A 19,953-nucleotide genomic window follows, 5' to 3' on the forward strand; every position below is an offset into this window, starting at 1 on the left:
AGGCACGCTCAAAACCGTCAATTACATATGATAGCTGATGAGGTAAGTGATGCGGAACAGGTGTAGTGAAGAAGTAACAGGATTCTGATTGCAGCCTTGGACACGAGCGGCTAGTTCTGGCCCGTAGCAAACGGTCGAGTCAACACAGCATGTTGCCGAGCCGAAAAACTCTCCGAGTGTCACCACAGGCTGCTACCGACCCATTGCAGACGTTTGGAGTGCCATCACCTGCCTAAGCTACGTCAGCCTCACGTCAACGAAAGATAGACAACGTTTTCGAGTCCTTTAGCTGCGTAAACGACTTCACGATCCATTCAACAATCGAAAGATTTGACACGAGGTTCCTTAATCTCCCCGGCCCGAATAACAGGCCACTACCTGCACTTAGGCGGCCTCGGCCGTTCGAACTAGGAGAGCGGATTATCAGAACGAGAAGCCATGAATGGTGACGACCGGCAGCTTTCGATCAGAGATCGTAAGACCACGCCAAGAACTCGGCAACTGTATCTTGCGAGCCTAGATCCAGTAATGCTTCTGCAAGCTCGTGTTCACCCTTTGCGGCAGCGATAGCTGATAAGGCACAGGCCATGAAAGGGGTATCCCACTGCATTTTCGGAACACCTGCCGCCAAGGCTGGAACCCGGTTCAACGCGTCGAAGTAAGCTGCAGACAGCTCATCGGCAACGTAGAGGCCGCCCTTATATCGACAAATTTCGATCCAAGCTGCGAAATGAAAATTGACTTCGGTCACGCGTCCTGGTGAGCTAGCAATTGCCTTGATAACATAAGGAACTGCTGCAAACGAAGCCGTGTACATGGGCCTGCTCAGAAGCTGTGACGCACGCCCACATTAGTCGCTCGGTCGCCGGTGCCGGCGTCGCTGTTGTTGCCAACGGTATAAGCTGCGCCGTTCTTGTTTTTCATCATTCCGTACGACGCGTAAGCGCTCGTGCGCTTCGACAGCGCGTAGACATAGCCGAGCGCGTACTGCCGTGCATCCTGGTTCTCCGCCGTTTTGTCGTTCTTGCGGATGTAGGAAGTGATCAGCGTGCCGGCGGTACCAACGGGGATCTGGGCGCCAAGCAGCAGGTCGTCGCCTTCCAAGCTCGGATTGAAGACGCGGCCGTACGGGCGGGGCGTGGCGTTGTTCAACGGCGCGCTATTCATTCCCTTGTCCGCGCTGTAGGCGAAGAAGAGTTTGGCCACCTTGAAGTCGTAGTTGGCGACGAAAAGCGTGTTGTGGCCGATGCTGTTCGTGGTAACCGTGGCAGTGTCGTTATTGCGGTTGTTGTAGGCCAGCCGGGCGCTTAAGGGACCGCTCGCGTAATTGAGGCCAAGGTTGAACTGGCGGCCAGCCGTGCTGTTGCCAGACACTTCGCCAACCGAATACAGGGCTTCAGCCGTGAATCCGTTCGCGGTCGGACTGCTGTAGACGATGGAGTTGTTGGCACGCAGGTTGGCGCCGGCCACAGGAAACAGGTTCTTGGCGCTACCTGCGAGGCCGGCTGCAAACGGGTCGCCAACTTGGCCGAGCGCGTTGTAGGTCAGCGTGTACTGCCGGCCCAACGTTACGGACCCCAGCTTGTTGCTCTTGAGGCCGACGAAGGCCTGGCGGTTGAACGCCTGGCCGGCCACGTCCGACGCGCCGGTATCAATCAGAATGCCGGATTCCAGCACGAACAGGGCTGACAACCCGTTACCCAGGTCTTCCGTCCCCTTGAAACCGAGGCGCGACGCCGACGCGATGCCGCTGCTGACCTTGACAATGTTGCCGGCGGCGCCGCCGCGTTCAGCCTCAATGCCGGCGTCAAGCAGGCCATAGATCGTGACATTCGATTGTGCGAATGAGGTCTGAGTGATGGCACCCAGTAGCGCCGTAATGATGATTGTCTTCCTCAAGAGTCTCTCCTCCATGGGTTCTACAAGAAATTTGCAGGCCGTGCGTCCTCAGTCCGGATGCCCGGGGGCTTCGTGTACGGCCGTGCAGGGATATGACGCCCGGTAGGCCGGGCGCCGGTATCATGTCGATCAGTGTGTGACCGGCGGGCCGTCAAGACCCAGCTAGCAGGCGGGTCCTTACCCGATGTCGATGTCGATGTCGAGGAGTGCAGACCCCAGCGATTTGCCGTGGGCGTCGAGGGCGAGCGAGCGCGTGACGCCACCACCAAGGGCGCCATACATGACAAAGTTCATGGCGCCGAGTCCGGGCAGGAGGAAGCGCTCGACATGGCCATGTACGATGCCCGCAAAGTGGGCTCGGACGCGTTCGGTGGTTACGTGTCGTTCGAGCAGTGCATAGTCTTCGATTCGGTAAGCAATCAGCGACAGGTTCGAAATATCGCCCTTGTCGCCGGCGCGGGCATGTGCAATCTCACGAACTTTCATCTCAGATCTCCTCGAAGTTGATGGCGGGGCGCACCTGTGCCGCCGGTATCATGGTGGAACGCACTGCCACCACTTGGCGTGCGGACTTGGTAGCGCCACCGCCGCCTGCCGGTCCGCAGGTGTACAAGGTCTCGACCTCGTTTCCGACGCGCACCGCCTCCTGCATGCTGTCGGCGCGGCCCGTTACGCGCAGGCGCACCTCATAGGGTTCCGGATGCCCTGCGGTCAATTGGTCGCCGTGGATCGAGTTCAAGCCGATCAGGTCGAAGCGGACTTCGTTCCGCGCCACGCCGGTGATCCTAAACCGTTCGGCGACGATTTCCTGTGCCAGCCGCGCGCGCGCGACAGCGCCCGGTCCCGCGTAGGAAATCTGTCCTTCGCCGACGTAGCTATCGACATAGCCGATGGATACTTTGAGCAGGCCGCTCTTCGGATGGCCGGTGGCGCCGCGGACGGCGATGCGGTCCGGTCCGAGCTGGGTCATGGAAACGCCCGAAAAGTCGGCGACCACGTCGGGCGTGAGGTAGGCCGCCGGATCATGGATCTCGTACAAGAGCTGTTCGGTGCAGGTTGCCGTCGTGACGGCGCCGCCCGACCCGGCCACCTTGGTGATTTCGAGGGAGCCGTCCTCAGACACGACGCCGATGGGAAAGCCGAGGCGCGCGAGGTTCTCCACGTCCTTGTAGCCGGGATCGGCGAAATAGCCGCCGCTGATCTGGCCCCCGCATTCGAGCAGGTGGCCGGCCAGCGTTCCCTGTCCAAGGCGTTCCCAGTCGTCGGCAGCCCAGCCGAATTCGTAAATCAACGGCGCCAGTACCAGCGCCGGATCGGCAACGCGTCCGGTGACGACGACATCGGCTCCCTGCGCCAGCGCATCAACCAGCGCTTGCGCACCAAGGTAGGCGTTGGCTGACAGCAAACGCTCGCCTAGTTCGGCCACTGGTGCCCCGGTGTCGTCCTCGTAGCCGCCGTCCCGCAACTGGTCCAGCACATCGTCACCGACGACGGCTGCAATCTTGAGCTTGGCTAGGCCCAGTGCATGCGCCACCTGCTTGATCTTCGCCACGGCGGCGAGCGGATTGGCCGCGCCCATGTTGGTGACGATCTTAATACCCTTTTTGCTGCAGGTCCGCAGTACGGCAAGCATGCGCTGCTCCAGCAAGGGATCGTAGCCGAGCGCCGGATCGTTCATCCTGGCCTGCTGGGCCAGCGCAATGGTGCGCTCGGCCAAACATTCGAAGACCAAGTAGTCGATGTCGCCCTTTTCGGCCAGTTCCAGCGCCGGCTCGATGCGGTCGCCGGAATATCCGGCTCCGGCGCCGATGCGTATTTGTTTCATGTGATGCTCCTTACAGTGGGAAGACCCCGATGACGATGCAGGTCATGGTCATCAGGATCGACGCCGCAAACAAAAATTTGAAGGTGTATTTCTGGTGGTCGGCCAGGTCGATGCCGGCAAGACCCGCAACCAGAAAAGTCGCCGGGGTCAAGGGGCTGACGGGGAAACCCGTCGTCATCTGGCCCAGCAGCGCGGCCTGCGCCACCTGCACGGGCGGCACGCCCAGCATGTGGCTCACCTCGGCCACGACCGGCAATACGCCGAAATAGAACGAGTCCGGATCGAACAGCATAGACAGGGGCATCGACAGCACGCCCAGCACAGCCGGAATGTGCGATGCCAGTTCCGCCGGTACGAAGCCGACCGCCGTCGCCGCCATCGCCTTAAGCATGCCTGACTGAGTCATAATTCCTGTGAAGACGCCTGCCGCAAACAGGATGCCGGCCATCAGGAGCGCCGCCTTGGCGTGTGCATCGATGCGGGCGCGCTGCTGCTCGACGTTTGGATAGTTGATCATCAGAGCAAGGACTACGCCGACCATGAACATCACAACCGGGTCGACCTTGCCGCTGATCATCACGCCGAGTACGATAGTCGTCAGCACGATGTTCATCCAGAAGTTTCGAGGGCGCCGGATAAGCTTTTCGGCATCGGTCAGTTCATGCGTGTGGGTGAATCCGGTCGGCGCGCCATCGCGAAGGCCCAGACGAATCTCTTCCTTTCGGCCCAACCACCAGGCCGCACCGAAAACGAAGACCAGGCCAACCAGTTGCACGGGGATCAGTGGCATGAAAATGTTGCTGACAGGGATGTGTAGCGAGGCGGAGGCGCGGATCATCGGGCCGGTCCAGGGCAGGAAGTTGACGCCTGCCGCCAGCGAGGCGACGCAGGCTAGGATGCGCTTGTCGATGCCAAGCCGCGTATAAAGCGGCAGCATCGCCGGTATCGTCACTAGGAAGGTCACCGCCCCCGAACCGTCCAGATGGATCAGCAGCGCCAGAAGTGCCGTACCGGGCACGATGCGCGACGGGCGGCTCCCGACCACGCGCAGGATGCCGGTGATGACCGGGTCGAGCATCCCGGCATCCGTGACGATACCGAAAAACAGGATCGCAAAGACGAACATGCCGGCGACTGGTGCGATCTTCGTGATGCCGCCGACGACGAACTTCGAGGTTTCCATGCCAAAGCCGCCAAGCAGCGAGGCGGCAATAGGAATGGAGATCAGCGCCACGAGTGGCGACATCTTTTTAGTGAGTATCGACGCCAGTAACAAGGCGATCGTGGCCAGGCCGAGCACTGCCAGCATAATTGTCTCCGGTTGTATTGTCGTGTGCCGATCGTTGCGGCACTAACAACGAGTCTGGAGTAGAGGTTTTATCTTGTAAAATGAAATCTTTCGATTGATTATCTTGTTTTTCAAATTAATCAGGTGGGGCCGTGCTACCGAATATCTCGACCAAACAGCTGCAAGCCTTCCTGGCGCTGGAGGAATGCCGCCACTTCACCCGCGCGGCGCAGCGTTGCCACCTGTCGCAATCGGCCTTTAGCGTGGTGATCCGAAAACTAGAAGCGGCGGTCGGCGCAAGACTGGTCGAGCGCGACACGCGCAATGTCACGCTGACGTCGGAAGGAACGTTGTTCGTCGCTGTTGCGCGCGCGTTGCTATCGGACCTGGATGCTGCCTTCACCGACATGGGCGACTTCATCGCACGCCGCAAAGGCAGAGTAGCGCTGGCGGCGCTGCCATCGCTGGCGGCCAATGCACTGCCGGCGGTCATCGCCGAATACAAGCAAGCCTATCCCGGCATCACGGTTCAGTTGTTCGATTCTCTCTCGGACCAGTGCCTGCATATGCTTCGGCAGGGGAAGGTCGACCTGGCTCTGACCGCGCCCGGCGCCAATCTGGCGGAATTCGCCACGCGCACACTGTGCAGCGATCCGTTTTACCTCGTGTGCCGGTTCGACCATGCCCTGGCCAATAAAGAAAAGATCGCGCTGGAAGACCTTACCGGTTGCGAGCTGATTCATCTGGCGCCATCGACCAGCGTGCGCCAGCACGTTGACCAACTGACGCACGGCATCGCGGTACATCATTCCGGACTGGAGGTGGAGCATCTGGCGACAGTCGCCGGTCTGATAGGACGCGGTCTGGGGGTGAGCCTGGTACCGGAGCTGACGCTGTTCCAGTTTCGTAGCATGGATTTGGTGGCGATCCCGCTGGACACGGACATCGTTACACGTCCGATCCTGATCGTACAGCACAAGGAACGACCTTTGTCGAACGCTGCACATGGCATGCTAGAGCTCATCGAGATGCGCCTGCGTTCCACCGGGAAGATCCGCCGCGAGCTACTGGGATAGCAGGCTGCCGGCCCAATCAGGTTTTGTCGCGTTAGCAATCTTAGAGTTAGATCCTCCTGGCGAAGAGCGTCCTCTTCAGACTGGACGGACCAGTCCTGCCAGCGCATAGAATTGGTCTGTAACCGACATGGTGGCGACGCCATTGATCGCAAACTGGCCTTTGCGGATCATGTGCATGAGCTCGATCCCAGCGAGCACACTCAAGGCCGCCCGAACCGACTTGAAACCCAGCATCGGCTTGGTCACGCGCTTGATTGCACGATGATCCTGTTCGACGATGTTGTTAAGGTATTTGACCTGGCGTACGGTGATTGGCACTACCATGCCGACATTGATCTCATCGATGGCGGCCTTAATGGCGCCGCTTTTATCCATCGCGATCTTTTCCGGAGTACCGTTCTCACGCATGGCTTTGTCGAAAAACCGCCGGGCGTCCGTGATGTCACGGGTGCCGTCAGCAGGAAATCTACGGTCTTTCCTTCCTTGTTGACAGCACGGTAGAGATACTTCCAGACGCCCTTGACCTTGATGTACGTCTCGTCCATTCGCCAGCTGGAGCCGACCTTGCGCTTGTGCTCGCGTGACAGCTTCTCGATCAGTGGCAGTAAGCGGATGGCCCAGCGGTTGACTGTCGAATGTCGACCGACACGCCTCGCTCTTCCATTATCTCTTCGATGTGCCGGTAGCTCAGCTGGTAGGCCGCGTACCAACGGATGCACACCAGGATGACGTCGATCGGAAAGCGCATTCCTTTGAAGCCGAGCATGTCGGGACGTCGAGTGTTCGAGTGCTGCAGTCTACCCGGTAGCGGACGGTCAGTGCGGCTCAGTGTACCCGGCTGTTGCCTGTAGAGCAATTACATGGTTTTGGTTGACGTCCTACGACATTCCTTCAAGCAGGACAAACGTCCCGCTCGCCGCGCCAGCGCGCAGCTGCCTTGCGGCCCGGTACGCCGGGCTGTCGTAAAAGCGCCTTGCCTCCTCAAATGACTCGAACTCGAACACTACGTGCCGTTCGTGGGTCGAGCCCTCCAGGTTCTCGTACCGTCCGGCAGCGATCAGCTTTGGCGCGAACGGCGCCATCGCCTCGGCCGCGGCTTTTGCGTAAGCCGCATAGGTGTCGGTATCCAAGATGTTGACGTGTCCGATCAAATATCCTTTCGGCATGTCACTCTCCCTGACTGGACCGGAACTGCGTGGCGATCGTTGCAACCCGTGCGCCGTAGTAGCGTGCAGTCTCAAGGTCGCCGGTCGACATCTCCTCGGGCGACGCGTCAGCCGGCGTCTGCGCCATCGGCCCAATGTAGGCGCCCATCCGATTCAAATCGTCGCGCTGCGAAGATTTCAGATTGGCTGGCTTGATGTCCATGCTGACCCAGATGCCGCCGTGCTGCCCGGCGAGCAGGAAAAAGTAGGCGAGGGTGTTGAGCTTGTCGCCATTGATGCTGGCGCTGTTCGTGAAGCCACCAAATATCTTGTTTTGCCAGCGACCTTCGAACCAGGGTTTCGAGGACGCGTCCGCGAATTTTTTGAACTGCCAGCTGGGGCCTCCCATGTAAGTCGGCGAACCGAACAGGATCGCATTGGCGTCGGCGAGCAGGGGCCAAGCCTCGTCGCTGAGGTTACCGTCCTGATCGATGGCGAGCAGGATTGCGCCGGCCCCTTTGGCGACTGCCGCTGCCATGCGAGCGGTATGCCCGTAGCCGGAGTGGTAAACGACGACTGTTTTGATGGTCGAAGAATGTTGCGTCATGAAGGCTCCTTTGTTCTGCATCGTCCCCATGGACGAAATAGGCAATCAGTCTACTGAGCCGGAAATGAGTTATAAAGTACGCCAGAAAGAACGTTCTGTTACTTAATTGGTGAACAATGCAAAACTTGGATGCGCTGTTGATCTTTGCCCGCGTGGCGGAAATGTCGAGCTTCACGCGCGCTGCCGACAGCCTCGGCATCCAGAAAGGGCGCGTCTCGGCCGTGATCCGTCAACTCGAACACGACCTGGGCGTGCCGCTGTTGCACCGTACTACGCGGAGCGTGCAGCTGACCGAAGACGGCCGCGCCTTTTACACGCGCGCATGCGATCTAGTGGCCGAATTCCAGGAACTGGAATCGATGTTTGCGCCGAACGGCGCGCTACTGCGCGGAAAGCTGCGTGTCGACATGCCGACCGAGCTGGCGCAAAGCGTGGTGGTGCCGGCGCTACCGCAGCTGATGGCAGCGCATCCCGAGCTGGAACTGGAACTGTCGAGTACCGACCGGCGCGTCGACTTGGTGCAGGAAGGCTTCGATTGCGTCATCCGGCTGGGGCCAATCGGCGACGAGAGCCTGATTGCGCGGCCGCTTGGCAAGCTGCGTATGATTAACGCGGCTAGCCCGGGCTATTTGGCGCAGTTCGGCACGCCGCAGTCGCTGGAAGACCTGCGCAGCCAAGGACATCGGATGGTACATTACGCACGCACGCTCGGGGCCAGGCCAGCCGGCTGGGAATACCCGGATGGCGACGGTTATGCGGCGCTCGCGCTGCCCGGCACCATGCAATTCAATAATGTGCAGACCTATCATGCCGCCGGCCTGGCAGGCGTTGGCCTGATCCAGGCGGGGTATTCGGCGCTCGCGCACCACCTCGCAGACGGTACTCTCGTGGAGATCCTGCCCGACCTGAGGCCGGAACCGCTTGACGCATGGCTGGTCGTAGCGCACCGGCGCAGTCTGTCGCAGCGCGTGCGGACCTTCATCCGGTGGGTCGAAGAGGTACTGGCGCCGTATTTCGACTGATGTGGACAAAACCCGTTAAGGCCGGAGAAGTCAGCAGGCTTCCGGCTCAGACGCTAGAACAGCCGACCACATCGTGTAGTGGACCAAATACGTCTATACGAGACTAGGTATGCCTTCTACAAACTTTGGGACTGCCACAGTAGGCCGTTTTCGACCCGAAGTGGACCTGCAGGACAGTTATGATGAGGCAAACCACTCGACTCCACCAGCAGAAAAATGCGATTCCCTTCTCTGTCTGGCCCGCGCACTAACGACTGTAGATGAAGTAGGAAACCTGCCAAATCCATTGGGTTCGTGTCGAGTGGCTTCCATGGCAGCAGCTGTGTCCACCGCGCGCCGGCATCCATCAATTCCTCTGCCGAAGCGTCTCTAATTGCAGCCTGCAGGGAGTCGCTGAGTTCGCTGAACGGTTCAGAGGACGCCGGTACTGGGTCAGCAGAAAATACGGCTGTTCCCGTGAGTACTTCGCCTAGCGAAGTCAGCGCACTGGCGTCTGGAATTGTGATGCCGGTACAGGGGAATCGATCACATGCTTCTTCAACGCTGCAAGTAACGATCTGCTCCCTTTTGCTTCCGAAAAAATTAACGGGGATCATGTATGCGCGTCTGGCCTCATTGTCCGGAAAACCATATTAGGCCCGAGGTCCGCTCCTGGCCGGTAGCAGCCGGTTGCAACCAGCATAGCATGTTGTCGGGCGACAATTCTGAATGTCATGACAGACTGATTCCGAACCATTGCAGACGTTGTGCAGCAAAAACTATTGGTTTGGGGGTTCTACATCATGGTTTGACGAGGCGGCGCGTCAAACCCTGGAAGCCTGCCGAACTCCTCCGTCACGAAATCGATAAATAGCCGTGTCCGCACGGGCAGGTAACGACGTGAGGGGTAAAGGAGGTACAGGTCCTGGGGCGGGGCCGACCATGCCGGCAATACCCTTACCAGGTCGCCGCTGTCCAGCAAGTCGCTCACCAGCCAAACCGGACACAGACCGATGCCGCCGCCGAGTACCAGGGCATCGCGGATCGCCATCGCATTATTCGCGCGAAAGCGGCCGGAAACCGGGATTTGCACCCGCTCGCCCGCACTGTGCAGCTCCATGGTATCGCCCGGCGTCCACGCAAATCGAATGACATTGTGTGACGACAGTTCCACCGCTTGCTCAGGTAATCCGTGCCGATCGCGATAGGTGGGAGCGGCCACCAGAAAGCGCGCTGTTCGTGCCAAGTGACGGCCGACCGCATCTGGCGGCAACGTGCCTCCCAGCCTGAAAGCCAGATCGACGCCTTCTTCGACGAGGTCGACGAATCGGTCATTCAAAACCAACTCGATATCGATTCCGGAATGGTCGACCAGGAACCGCTGCACCATCGTATTTAGGCAATGTTGGCCGAGTCCGACCGGTGCATTGATGCGCAGCTGCCCCACCACTTTTCCTGTCAGGCCCTGAACGGCGCCAACCGCGCTGTCGAATTGGTCGAGCAACGCTTTGGTATCCGTGTAAAACCGTTGACCCTGTTCCGTCGGCGCCAGCCCGCGTGTGCTGCGCTCGAGCAAACGGGCGCCGAGCATCTGCTCGAGCTGTCCCAGCATTTTGCTCACGGTTGGCTGCGTCAAGCCAAACACCCGTGCCGCCGCGCTCAAGCTACCCAGCTCGACGGTACGGACAAACACTTCCATGGCGCGGATCCTGTCCATGTTGGCCTATTCGAAACTGGAATGATCAGTCTTCCATTTTAAGGCCTTCAGCGATGTTATGGAATGGCCTATCGTGATGCTCCGAACTATTGAAGGAGAGAAGCAATGACGATGAAGCCCAGTTCAATCGCTGCGCTGGCGCTCGCCGCCGTATGCGGAGCAAACGCCGTGGCAAACGCCGAGGGTGTTCCCGAGACGCGTTGGGTCACATCATGGTACGCCGCACCCCAAGCCGTCTGGGATGACGGGTTCATACTGCCGACGAACGTCCCGCGCTGGCTCGACAACCAAGTCTTGCGCGAAACGGTGCGCCTGAGTGCCGGCGGCCGAGCCGTAAGGATCGTGCTGTCGAATTGTTACGGGAGTGCACAAGTGCAACTGGGTGAAGTGCGGATCGGACTGCGCGATGGTTCCGCGCCGCCGCAACGTCTGACGTTTTCCGGGCATGCCGACGTCGCGATCCCGCCAGGTGCCGACGTGACGAGCGACCCGCTGACGTGGACGGTTCCGCCGCTGGCGCGCTTGTCAATCACTACCTATGTGCCCGGCCGTGCAAGGGTGGCGAGCTTTCACTGGGGCGCACGGCAGACGATCGAGGTCGACCAGGGCAAGGACACACGTACAGGCGCAGGCACGCCTCCCGATGCCGTCGGCCATATCGACGGGCGTCTGTTCCTGAATGCGGTCCTGGTCGAAGGGGAAGGGACGGGGCATACGGTGGTCACGCTGGGCGATTCGATCACCGACGGCAACGGTTCGACGCCGAACACCGACCGGCGCTGGCCGGATTTTCTCGCGCAGCGGCTTGCATCGCATCACATCGGTGTCGCTAACGCCGGCATATCGGGCGCACGCTTGCTGCACGACGGCATGGGACAGAATGCGTTGGCGCGTTTCGAACGGGACGTGCTGGCGCAGCCGGGCGTCTCGGACGTGATCGTCCTGCTGGGTATCAACGATATCGGCTGGCCCGGCAGCCCCTTTGCGCCCGCCGAGCGCGCGGTGACGTTCGACGAACTGACCGTAGGCTACCGGCAGCTGGCCGTGGCCGCTCACCTCCGGAACGTTCGTATCACCGTGGGCACGCTGCCGCCGTTCGAAGGCGCTTTGGAAGGTACTCCGTATGCAGGTCACTACAGCCCTGCCAAGGAGGCCATGCGCACGAGGCTGAACGACTGGATCCGCTCCGCCAGTGCGTTCGACACGGTTGTCGACTTCGATGCGGTCTTGCGCGATCCTGACCATCCGCGCCGTTTGCGCGCCGAGTACGACTCCGGCGACCATCTTCATCCTGGCGATGCCGGCTACCGCAGAATGGCCGAGGCTGTCGACGTCGCACGGTTGGCCGCCAATGGAGGCAAGCCATGAGCGCCGCGTTGTTCCATCCATTCGTGCTCGGCCGGCTGCGTCTGCTGAACCGCATCGTCATGCCGCCGATGACGCGCGCACGTGCTGCCAATGGGGGTGTGCCCACGGCGATGATGGCAGAGTATTACCGTCAGCGCGCATCGGCCGGGTTGATCATCACGGAAGGCACCCAGGTCAGCCGGCGCGGACAGGGATACGCGTGGATCCCTGGCATCCACAACCCCGCGCAGGTGGAAGGCTGGAAACAGGTCACCGCAGCGGTGCATGCCGAAGGCGGACGCATCTTTGCGCAGTTGTGGCATGTTGGGAGGCTGTCCCATGTGTCGCTGCAGCCGAACGGCGCGTCGCCGGTGGCGCTATCGGCGCTGACGGCGCAAGGCGTGCAGGTGTTCATCGACCCGCAAGGCCTCGGCCCTGCAGCCGGAGCCGGCCGGAAAGTACAGCACTCGCCACCGCGTGCACTGGAGACATCCGAGATTGCCGGCATCGTCGATGAATTCGCCGCTGCGGCTAGCCACGCGATGGCGGCGGGTTTCGACGGCGTCGAGTTGCACGCCGCGAACGGTTACCTGATCAACCAGTTCATCGATTCCGGCACCAATCGCCGCAGCGACCGGTATGGAGGTTCCCTTGCCAACCGGCTGCGCTTTCGCGACGAAGTCGCGCGCGCTGTGGCCGCCGTGGCCGGTCCTGAGTGCACCGGCGTCCGCTTCTCGCCGCTGACAACATTGCAAGGCGCTGTCGACGACACCCCGGAGTCGACCTATCTGGCGGCCGCGCGCATGCTGGACGAGATCGGCATCGCCTACCTGCATATCGCCGAGGCCGATTGGGACGATGCGCCCGAGATGCCAATGGCGTTCAGGGAAGCGCTGCGGCTCGTGTATTCGGGTGCGATGCTCTATACTGGCCAATATGACCGCGAGCGGGCAGAAGCGGCCGTCGCCGCCGGCTGGGCCGATTTGATCGGGTTCGGCAGGCCATTCATCGCCAATCCATATCTTCCACGTCGCTTGGCAAGCGATGCAGTATTCAATCGCGGCAACCCGGCAGGGTATTTCGGCGGCGGTGCGGAAGGTTATATCGATTATCCGACAGTGGACGAAGTGCGGTCTTCCGTCTCCTCCTGAAAATGACAGTGCGTCAGCCAGGGTGCTGCGGTATCGCTAGGCCTGCGACATCGCTACCGGTTCGTTCGAACGCATGGCACAGGTCCGCTTCTGGCCGGTAGCAGACGGTCGAGCCAGCATAGCAGGTTGCCAAGTCGACAAACTCTCCAAGTGTCACCACTGGCCGCAACCGACCCGAAGCTGCCGTTCAGTTGCCGAGAAAAAGCATCCTAAGCGACATTGGCGGCCTCATCCTATATCGTCCGGTACCTCGTCACAGTACCGAACGTAGACCGTCCAGATTGTTCCAAACACGAACAGCTAAGCGTTTTGCCAGGGCTCTAAGGTTCAAGATCCCAGCGTCACTCTGCTTCATACGTGTAGCGAAATTTTCCTGGCGGCAGCATTAGGACTGGCATTGGCTTCCCCGCTTCTACCAGAACCATATCGGCTGGAATCTCACCTTTAACGGCATCTACGCGTACTGCTTTGATAAGCCGCCTGCCCTGTACTGGTAATAAATCTGCAGGGATGGAGTGAGGAATACGGCCGGCAATGGTGCGCAACCATGCTGGACGGCCGTCTTGGGGTACATAGCGAGGGAAGATGACCTGCATGTCTACATGGCCATCCATTCCTAGTAAGACTGGATAGCGGCCGTCCTGCGTACGTAAGACGAAAGGTTCTGTTGATGGGAAGGTGTCGACCAGCGCTGCATAGAGTGGCGTTTCCCGAGTATGGTCTGGATGGGCATAGAACAGAGTCTGATCGACGTGCAGCATTTCAAGCCCTGTCATCCGATGCAGATATTCCCCCATCAGTACCGGCATGTTCTTGTCTCTCAATGTCGACTTCAAGAGATGGTGGTAGCCAACATGGATCAATACTTTCGCATTCTTATCTTTATTGAAAATACGTTCCACGAGGTGACGAGCTTGAGCCTGTTCGCGATCGATAAAGCGCTGTGTTAGATCTTCACCGGACTTAGGCGGTTCATCGTCGTCGTAAGGAACCAGTTTCCAACCATCGGCTAAGGCTGCGTCAACAAAGTCGGCAAATACAGGATCGCGCGTGTAATAGCCGGTGTCTAGAGTCACTCGGCCCGATTCGACTCCGGGCACGCTGCCTTTGTCCGATGTGAAAGTTTCGCAAGCAAGATAACTGTAGCCAATCTTTCTCAACTCGGCCGCTAGCTTTTGCGTGAACGCGCGATTCATCGGTACATGGTGTGCCTCGTTGATCAGTACTACGCGCTTACTCCGCGCCTGCTCTACGATGGCGTGTATTGCATCTTCTGTTCGCACTCCATCTGGGACGCTCCACTTCTCGTCTGACCGGGGCGACGCGTTCGCACGCCCGAGCATGTCGAACGCATCGATAGCGCCATCGGTATCACCTACGACGGAACGCTGAACGCCCAGGTCTTGTATTTCATGACTAAGTCTGCGAATCGTCGCGTCCGTCTCGGGCGCCTTCATAGAATTAACGGATGGCAGAGTGATGCCTGAGATTGCCCCCTCTGCGGCGCGCAAATGCTGTAAAAAACCGTCTGTCAAAACGGTGTCGTCTTGCGCCGCAGGTGCGGAACCATGCAACAGAAACAGGGAAATTAAGAGCCTTCGAAATCGACCGTGCACGTGCTATGTCCTCTTCATTAACTTCGGTGTAGAACGCGGTAGTACCCGACATTCCGCTCCTGGCCTAACCTGGCCGTTCAGCTCAGGATAGCAGGTTGCCGTCTAGAAAAAGTCACGAACCGTCACGACCGGCAGCAACCGACCCATTCCGGACGTAGCTTTCTCTGATTAACGTCGTGTAGGCAGATGTTCGATCAGAGCGTCGAGTGTCACAGTGTCCTCATCGCCCTGCGCCAGCGATCGTAAGTCGACACCGCTAACGATGCCGCCATGTCGGAACGCCTTGACTTGCGCTAGTTCCTTTCCATCCTTGACCTTGACAGGAGCCCACTCTACGAACCCTGGTTTCATGTGGACGAGGATGGGCTGATGCGTGATCGGAAAATGTGTACCACCCCATTCGCCGATTCGGGTGTCGAACGTGTGCGGCCCGGGTTGCATGTCGCCAAGCAGTACCCTATCGACCACGAATTCCGTCTTGTCACATCCGCCATCGTTTGAAATGCAGACGTATGTAGTTCCATCGGGATTATGACGACCGCTGGCCGCGCAAAGGTCTGCGCAGTACTGGCCACCGCGCGGTTCCAAAGTGACGCGCTCCACATGGGCGACGAAAAGTGATTCCTGCGCCTTTGCCGAAGTGCATGCGACCCACGACAGAGCCATGCACAAGAATAGTGTTTTCATAACTGCCGCCGATGAAGCACAACGAACATGGGTTTTCCTTTCGAGATTTATGGCCGCTTTTGGCCGAACTCGGCCGTTCGGCTCAGCATATTAGGTTGCCTATGCGAAAGGGAACTAGACTGTTTGGGCTGGCAGAGCGTTTGTGACCACTCTGCGTGCCCTCCTGCGTACAAGTAACGGCGGCATTTGCCCTGCATTACAAGCGTGCTTGAGGCAGACAGTCGCGAAACTAATACGCAAGCATTCCGTGTTGCTGAGCGTACTCGAGCAGCGCGTCGTTCATGCGAGTCTGCCAACCGTCGCCGGTGGCCTTGAACGCGTCGACCACGCGTGCATCAATGCGGATACTGGTAGGGACCTTCCTGACTTCGGCTAGCGGCCTTCCGAGGCGGCGCGCCGGTTTGAATTGAGCCAGTTCGGCGTCCGTCAGCGGTTGGGCGTCCGGATCGGAAAGCGCTGCGGCGGTGATGGCAGCGTCTTCCTCGAGCGTGGGCAGGGTGGTATCAGGTTTAAGCTTCGGCATAGTATCTTGCCTCCCTTGAGTTTGCTTTGCGCAGGCTAATGATGCGGCGGCTGTCGTGCCGATCGACGTACACGACCACATACAGGCGTTCGCCGATATAGCCAATGGCGATCATGCGAGCTTCGCCATAGTTCCTGCGCTCGTCGACACTGACCAATGCGTCATCCCATTCGAAATCGGCCGTCGCAGAAAGCGATACATCATGCTTCTCGACATTGATCTGGTCTTTGGCATGGTCAAAAGTGATTTGCATACACTTATTGTATATACGAGAATTTCTGGTTGCAAGGGATTTTTGTATATACGCGAAAAGGCCGGGTCGCCCCGGCGTCCCGACCTTCGCTGCAGCTGAAACCCTTACAAAGCACGAATGTCACTCGCTAAGTAATGAGTATCGCTCGAAATCGAATGAGTGGTTTCGACCTTGGATTCAACCGGTCGACGCAGCATAGCAGGTTGCTTAAGCGAAAAAGTCACGAACGGTTACGACAGGCTGGAACCGATCCGAAGCAGTCATAGAGTACATATTAAAATCGCACCCATCACGTGTAGTCGTTCAGCCTTATTAGCCACGATACTCAGCAATTTGGCGGGCAAATTTCTGAAGAAAAACCTGAACATGCGGCAGTTAGTTAGTCAACGCAGCCACGTCATAGTTTTTCGCCCAAGCATTTTTTTCGCCTAAGAAAATCTCTTTAATGAAGAAAAAACGGTCCCAAAAAGGGGTTTCTCGAAGTTTTTCGCAGAAGAGTTGGTAGCTCTCATGATCTTTAGCTTCGATCATCCAGATATCGGTAATTGTTGCCGTGTAAAACTCAGTGTCATACCAGTTCAATTTCACACCTGTAGAGAATTCTTCGAGAATAGGTTGAAACGTTCCTCGCGCGTGAGCGAGTCGCTCCTCGAACGAAAAGCCGAGCCACTCTGGAGAAGTCTTAACAAGAAAAAACGCAGTAAATTTTGCATTGAAGTTAACGCTTTGTTGAGTCATTTTTTAACCTAATGTGTGGGAAAAGAGGCTATAGTATGCGAGCTATAACTCACCTTAACAACTCGCTTTCTTGCTCACCATGCCTTTGACTTCTAAGAATCGCCCTATACCCCGCAAGAGCCCCAGGCAGGATCGATCCGCTTACACAGTGAGCACCATCATCGAGGCAGCAGCTCGCATTTTGGAGACAGAAGCTCACAACGGCTTCTCTACCAATGCCGTGGCGCATAAAGCAGGAGTCAGCATCGGCACCCTGTACCAATACTTTCCAAACAAAGAGGCAGTTTTGGGAGCCCTTCTTGCTCGCGAAACCGCTCAGCTTCTCTCACATGCTGAGTTAGCTCTTGAGCAGCCACTTGCCGAAGAGGCTTTTTCGATTCTGATCTCAGCAGCGATCGAGCATCAATTCAAAAGGCCAAGGCTTGCAAGGATTCTGGACTTTGAAGAAGCGCATCTACCCTTTGACGATGCCACACGAAAAATCAACGATGGTGTTACTGATGTTGTCTTGCAAATAATTGGACGCCTTGGCTCCCGCTTTCGGGACACAGACCAGACAGTTGCACAGGATGTGATTGCAATAATTAAGGGACTTGTCGATGCCGCCGGTTCCGCTGCCGAAACTGATTCGGTAGCAGTACAAAAGCGGGTTCGGCGCGCAGTATTTGGATATTTATCGCTTCACGATAAACGCGATTGATCAAGTAGCGATTCGAATGGCTGCTTATGGCCGATTGCTGACGCATTGTAGCGTCCATTGTTGCCCTGGAGCAGACGTTCATGTCAAGTCAGCGACCTGCCATGACAGTTTGCCGGCTGCATACATCCGAAGTATCCCGCCCGCGCTTGAGGCTACTAACGTTGGGTCATTCGCATAAAGGTCTTTAAGGATCGAAATCGCCTTTTCTCTTGTTTCTAGATACTGGAGGAGGAAAACTGACGCAGCTTGCCGCAGCTTAACGTCGGTATCATCAGCGAGAGGACCCAGTGCTTCCAGCGCTATTTTCTGCCTGCGCCACGCCTCAACAATTTTTCCTAGCAGACGGGTTTTGGCGTTAGCCTCTCTGGAGGACCCGTGCTGAATTGCGTGCCACCATGCGGTGACAGCTTCTGTGAACTTTGATCGGTCGAGATTTTCCATTACGATAGATTTGCCATGTGAAACGTCCAGTATTCGACGTCTGCTCCTGGCCGAACTCGGCCGTTCGATTTAGCTTAGCAGGTTGCCGGTCTGGAAATGTCACGAACGGTCACGACAGACAGGCACCGACCCATAGTAGATATACGACGTATATCACTTTCCATGTACTTCAGACTTTGTTCGATCCAAGGGTAGTGTCAAAGTAAGCTGAGTTAAGCAGGATGGACGGCCGGCCTTGGCCTGATTTCTTTACGAGCGGTACTGTACGGTGCCACTAGCCGAGCTAAGATAGACTTCTTAGCTAACCCAGATGGAGAGCGCCAATGACAACTTCAACCAAGCGAATCAGCCTCGGGCTACAAGGAGGCGGTTCGCTGGGCGCCTTTGGATGGGGTGTTCTCGATCGCCTCTTGCAGGAGACGGGGCTTGAAATTGCTGCAATTAGCGGTACAAGTGCCGGTAGTGTAAATGCAGCGGTACTGGCCGACGGCTATGCCTGCGGTGGCGGCAGTGAGGCCGCTCGCGCCGCACTTGAGCGTTTTTGGTACGGGCTGAGCACCATGGCATCGATGGTTAGTCCAACACGCCCGTCGCCAGTCGACTGGGCAACGGGCGGCGGTACCTTAGCCACTTCGCCGGGCTACCAATTGATGCAACTTTTCGCCGGGATCCTGGCGCCGCCTGTCTCGCCGCTGAGCATGAATCCTATGATTCCTCTGCTGAGCACGCTCATAAATTTTGAGCGTGTGCGCGCTTGCGAAGAGGTCGAACTATACGTCCCGGCTACGAATATCCGTAGCGGGACAGGGCGTATCTTCACTCGCGGCGAACTCGATGCGCGCATGATTGCAGCTTCATCCTGTCTGCCGTACGTGTTCGCACCTGTAGTTATCGATGGCGAATCGTACTGGGATGGTAGTTTCGTGGGCAATCCATCGCTGTCGCCCCTTGTTGAAAGAGGCCCGGCTGACATCGTTATCATACAAAATAATCCGATAGCGCGTCCTGGCCTACCAATGACAATGAGCGACATCATGAGTAGAACTAGCGAAATCGCTTTCAACATTAGCTTCGTGCGCGATGTCAGCGAAATACGTCATCTCGGTGGGGTGATCAACGTCGAAGATAGCGACAGCACACATTCAGCGGATGTTCGACTGCATTTAATAAGTGCTAACGAAGAGCTTCAGAAACTTCACTTGTCAAGCAAATTTAACACCGAGTTACCATTTCTGCTCCACCTCCGCGAACTTGAAGCGGCAACAGCAGACGGCTGGTTGAAGCAGAACCTTGACCATATCGGAAAAGTGTCAACGATTAACCCAGTGCTAGTACACGAGGCAAACTTGCTTAATGTAGCCAGTCTTTGAAGTATCCGTAAGTCAATCAATCGGCTCTGCAGCAAATCGTGAGATAGGCACGGTAATCCTCCCATTTTTAGAGCGAACTAAAAGTAGAGGTTAAGCGGCAAGGGCGAATTTCTGTTTTGGTGTGATGCCGCCGAGTGCCATATTAGGCAGGTCGTGGTTGTAGGTCCAAGGCCAGCGGATGGCAAATTCCTGAATCTCATCGAGCGTTCGAAGTACTTGCAGCAAATCGATTTTTGAAGAAGTTGACAGACATGCTGGATCGGGTACAAACAGCCGATGAGGCTAAGCTCCTGGAACTGCGGCGCGTCAACCCAAAGATGCAATCGATGTGCACATGGATCGCAGGTGATGGACAAGAAGCTTTCCAAGGAGCGCTCGGGGCTGCCGGTACCTAAGCCTACAACCGGCAGTAGACCCGCCGCATCTTCAGACGCGTCCCCGGACAGTGAAGGCGAAAAAGAAAAAATGAAGCGTTAAACGTCTGCTTCCGACCCATTGCAGACGTTGACGTGTAATCTAATATCTCTTTGTGAAAGAAAGACTTTGGACTATCTGTTCGCTCGACAGCA

Annotated in this window: 20 protein-coding genes and 2 pseudogenes; 6 read left to right on the plus strand and 16 right to left on the minus strand. The window is 57.7% G+C overall.

Annotation, left to right across the window (positions count from 1 at the left end; all coding sequences use genetic code 11):
• Window positions 1-466: 466 nt before the first annotated feature.
• The 5 genes from FA90_RS26740 to FA90_RS24380 all read right to left on the minus strand — a co-directional run bounded on the left by FA90_RS26740 (window position 467) and on the right by FA90_RS24380 (window position 5,033).
• On the minus strand, window positions 467-817 hold the full coding sequence (locus tag FA90_RS26740) for a hypothetical protein (RefSeq protein WP_156116920.1): 351 nt from the start codon (window positions 815-817) through the stop codon (window positions 467-469).
• 8 nt (window positions 818-825) lie between these two features.
• The gene (locus tag FA90_RS24365; RefSeq protein ID WP_036177384.1) at window positions 826-1,899 is read right to left on the minus strand and encodes a porin; all 1,074 of its coding nucleotides are present in this window, start codon (window positions 1,897-1,899) and stop codon (window positions 826-828) included.
• A gap of 177 nt (window positions 1,900-2,076) precedes the next feature.
• Complete coding sequence (locus tag FA90_RS24370; RefSeq protein WP_036177388.1) at window positions 2,077-2,385, minus strand: hypothetical protein; 309 nt, start codon at window positions 2,383-2,385, stop codon at window positions 2,077-2,079.
• A 1-nt stretch (window position 2,386) separates the two neighbouring features.
• Window positions 2,387-3,724 carry an acyclic terpene utilization AtuA family protein gene (locus tag FA90_RS24375; protein WP_036177392.1) on the minus strand — a complete coding sequence of 446 codons (1,338 nt, stop codon included), beginning with the start codon at window positions 3,722-3,724 and terminating at the stop codon, window positions 2,387-2,389.
• Between the two features lie 10 nt (window positions 3,725-3,734).
• Entirely contained in the window at window positions 3,735-5,033 is a 1,299-nt protein-coding gene (locus FA90_RS24380) for a CitMHS family transporter (protein ID WP_036177397.1), read from the minus strand.
• 131 nt (window positions 5,034-5,164) lie between these two features.
• Between FA90_RS24380 and FA90_RS24385 the strand changes: the two genes are divergently transcribed.
• A complete protein-coding gene (locus FA90_RS24385; RefSeq protein ID WP_036177400.1) occupies window positions 5,165-6,088 on the plus strand; it encodes a LysR family transcriptional regulator in 924 nt (307 codons plus the stop codon).
• 75 nt (window positions 6,089-6,163) lie between these two features.
• On the opposite strand, the pseudogene FA90_RS24390 reads toward FA90_RS24385, so the two are convergent.
• From FA90_RS24390 to FA90_RS24400, 3 genes and pseudogenes are all read right to left on the minus strand, one after another.
• Window positions 6,164-6,854: pseudogene (locus FA90_RS24390) on the minus strand (IS6 family transposase).
• Window positions 6,855-6,966: 112 nt separating this feature from the next.
• Complete coding sequence (locus tag FA90_RS24395) at window positions 6,967-7,254, minus strand: DUF1330 domain-containing protein (protein WP_036177403.1); 288 nt, start codon at window positions 7,252-7,254, stop codon at window positions 6,967-6,969.
• Window position 7,255: 1 nt separating this feature from the next.
• Window positions 7,256-7,840, minus strand: a complete 585-nt coding sequence (locus FA90_RS24400; protein WP_036177593.1) for a flavodoxin family protein — start codon at window positions 7,838-7,840, stop codon at window positions 7,256-7,258.
• A 116-nt stretch (window positions 7,841-7,956) separates the two neighbouring features.
• On the opposite strand from FA90_RS24400, the gene FA90_RS24405 reads away from it, so the two are divergent.
• Complete coding sequence (locus FA90_RS24405; protein WP_036177408.1) at window positions 7,957-8,862, plus strand: LysR family transcriptional regulator; 906 nt, start codon at window positions 7,957-7,959, stop codon at window positions 8,860-8,862.
• 775 nt (window positions 8,863-9,637) lie between these two features.
• On the opposite strand, the gene FA90_RS24410 is transcribed toward FA90_RS24405, so the two are convergent.
• Window positions 9,638-10,540 (minus strand): LysR family transcriptional regulator, encoded by a 903-nt coding sequence (locus FA90_RS24410; RefSeq protein ID WP_239701104.1) that lies wholly within the window; start codon window positions 10,538-10,540, stop codon window positions 9,638-9,640.
• A 123-nt stretch (window positions 10,541-10,663) separates the two neighbouring features.
• Between FA90_RS24410 and FA90_RS24415 the strand changes: the two genes are divergently transcribed.
• Window positions 10,664-11,926: an SGNH/GDSL hydrolase family protein gene (locus FA90_RS24415; protein WP_036177415.1), complete on the plus strand. Its 1,263-nt coding sequence runs from the start codon at window positions 10,664-10,666 to the stop codon at window positions 11,924-11,926.
• Entirely contained in the window at window positions 11,923-13,056 is a 1,134-nt protein-coding gene (locus FA90_RS24420) for an alkene reductase (RefSeq protein ID WP_036177418.1), read from the plus strand. The genes FA90_RS24415 and FA90_RS24420 overlap by 4 nt, the downstream gene beginning before the upstream one ends.
• 341 nt (window positions 13,057-13,397) lie before the next feature.
• Here FA90_RS24420 and FA90_RS26745 read toward each other — a convergent pair whose 3' ends face one another.
• From FA90_RS26745 to FA90_RS24445, 5 genes are all read right to left on the minus strand, one after another.
• Window positions 13,398-14,672: a hypothetical protein gene (locus FA90_RS26745; RefSeq protein WP_156116921.1), complete on the minus strand. Its 1,275-nt coding sequence runs from the start codon at window positions 14,670-14,672 to the stop codon at window positions 13,398-13,400.
• A 168-nt stretch (window positions 14,673-14,840) separates the two neighbouring features.
• Entirely contained in the window at window positions 14,841-15,359 is a 519-nt protein-coding gene (locus FA90_RS26750) for a hypothetical protein (RefSeq protein ID WP_156116922.1), read from the minus strand.
• Window positions 15,360-15,588: 229 nt separating this feature from the next.
• On the minus strand, window positions 15,589-15,882 hold the full coding sequence (locus FA90_RS24435) for a BrnA antitoxin family protein (RefSeq protein ID WP_036177430.1): 294 nt from the start codon (window positions 15,880-15,882) through the stop codon (window positions 15,589-15,591).
• Complete coding sequence (locus FA90_RS24440) at window positions 15,869-16,135, minus strand: BrnT family toxin (RefSeq protein WP_036177435.1); 267 nt, start codon at window positions 16,133-16,135, stop codon at window positions 15,869-15,871. The genes FA90_RS24435 and FA90_RS24440 overlap by 14 nt, the downstream gene beginning before the upstream one ends.
• Before the next feature lie 375 nt (window positions 16,136-16,510).
• Window positions 16,511-16,873, minus strand: coding sequence for a darcynin family protein (locus FA90_RS24445; protein WP_036177439.1), 363 nt, complete (start codon window positions 16,871-16,873; stop codon window positions 16,511-16,513).
• 148 nt (window positions 16,874-17,021) lie between these two features.
• On the opposite strand from FA90_RS24445, the gene FA90_RS25990 reads away from it, so the two are divergent.
• Entirely contained in the window at window positions 17,022-17,573 is a 552-nt protein-coding gene (locus FA90_RS25990; protein WP_239701107.1) for a TetR/AcrR family transcriptional regulator, read from the plus strand.
• A gap of 78 nt (window positions 17,574-17,651) precedes the next feature.
• Here the strand turns inward: FA90_RS25990 and FA90_RS26755 are convergent, their stop codons facing one another.
• Window positions 17,652-18,014 (minus strand): hypothetical protein, encoded by a 363-nt coding sequence (locus FA90_RS26755; protein ID WP_156116923.1) that lies wholly within the window; start codon window positions 18,012-18,014, stop codon window positions 17,652-17,654.
• A gap of 323 nt (window positions 18,015-18,337) precedes the next feature.
• On the opposite strand from FA90_RS26755, the gene FA90_RS25995 reads away from it, so the two are divergent.
• Entirely contained in the window at window positions 18,338-19,384 is a 1,047-nt protein-coding gene (locus tag FA90_RS25995; RefSeq protein ID WP_081934152.1) for a patatin-like phospholipase family protein, read from the plus strand.
• A gap of 90 nt (window positions 19,385-19,474) precedes the next feature.
• On the opposite strand, the pseudogene FA90_RS26760 reads toward FA90_RS25995, so the two are convergent.
• Window positions 19,475-19,591, minus strand: a pseudogene (locus tag FA90_RS26760) (IS3 family transposase); the annotation flags it as partial.
• Window positions 19,592-19,953 lie beyond the last annotated feature (362 nt).

Source organism: Massilia sp. 9096, from assembly GCF_000745265.1.
GTDB lineage: Bacteria > Pseudomonadota > Gammaproteobacteria > Burkholderiales > Burkholderiaceae_D > Telluria.

Coding starts and splice junctions, on each gene's coding strand:
- FA90_RS26740 (WP_156116920.1), bottom strand. CDS start 817: ATGTACACGGCTTCGTTTGCAGCAGTTCCTTATGTTATCAAGGCAATT.
- FA90_RS24370 (WP_036177388.1), bottom strand. CDS start 2,385: ATGAAAGTTCGTGAGATTGCACATGCCCGCGCCGGCGACAAGGGCGAT.
- FA90_RS24375 (WP_036177392.1), bottom strand. CDS start 3,724: ATGAAACAAATACGCATCGGCGCCGGAGCCGGATATTCCGGCGACCGC.
- FA90_RS24380 (WP_036177397.1), bottom strand. CDS start 5,033: ATGCTGGCAGTGCTCGGCCTGGCCACGATCGCCTTGTTACTGGCGTCG.
- FA90_RS24395 (WP_036177403.1), bottom strand. CDS start 7,254: ATGCCGAAAGGATATTTGATCGGACACGTCAACATCTTGGATACCGAC.
- FA90_RS24400 (WP_036177593.1), bottom strand. CDS start 7,840: ATGACGCAACATTCTTCGACCATCAAAACAGTCGTCGTTTACCACTCC.
- FA90_RS24405 (WP_036177408.1), top strand. CDS start 7,957: ATGCAAAACTTGGATGCGCTGTTGATCTTTGCCCGCGTGGCGGAAATG.
- FA90_RS24410 (WP_239701104.1), bottom strand. CDS start 10,540: ATGGAAGTGTTTGTCCGTACCGTCGAGCTGGGTAGCTTGAGCGCGGCG.
- FA90_RS24415 (WP_036177415.1), top strand. CDS start 10,664: ATGACGATGAAGCCCAGTTCAATCGCTGCGCTGGCGCTCGCCGCCGTA.
- FA90_RS24420 (WP_036177418.1), top strand. CDS start 11,923: ATGAGCGCCGCGTTGTTCCATCCATTCGTGCTCGGCCGGCTGCGTCTG.
- FA90_RS26750 (WP_156116922.1), bottom strand. CDS start 15,359: ATGAAAACACTATTCTTGTGCATGGCTCTGTCGTGGGTCGCATGCACT.
- FA90_RS24435 (WP_036177430.1), bottom strand. CDS start 15,882: ATGCCGAAGCTTAAACCTGATACCACCCTGCCCACGCTCGAGGAAGAC.
- FA90_RS24440 (WP_036177435.1), bottom strand. CDS start 16,135: ATGCAAATCACTTTTGACCATGCCAAAGACCAGATCAATGTCGAGAAG.
- FA90_RS24445 (WP_036177439.1), bottom strand. CDS start 16,873: ATGACTCAACAAAGCGTTAACTTCAATGCAAAATTTACTGCGTTTTTT.
- FA90_RS26755 (WP_156116923.1), bottom strand. CDS start 18,014: ATGGAAAATCTCGACCGATCAAAGTTCACAGAAGCTGTCACCGCATGG.
- FA90_RS25995 (WP_081934152.1), top strand. CDS start 18,338: ATGACAACTTCAACCAAGCGAATCAGCCTCGGGCTACAAGGAGGCGGT.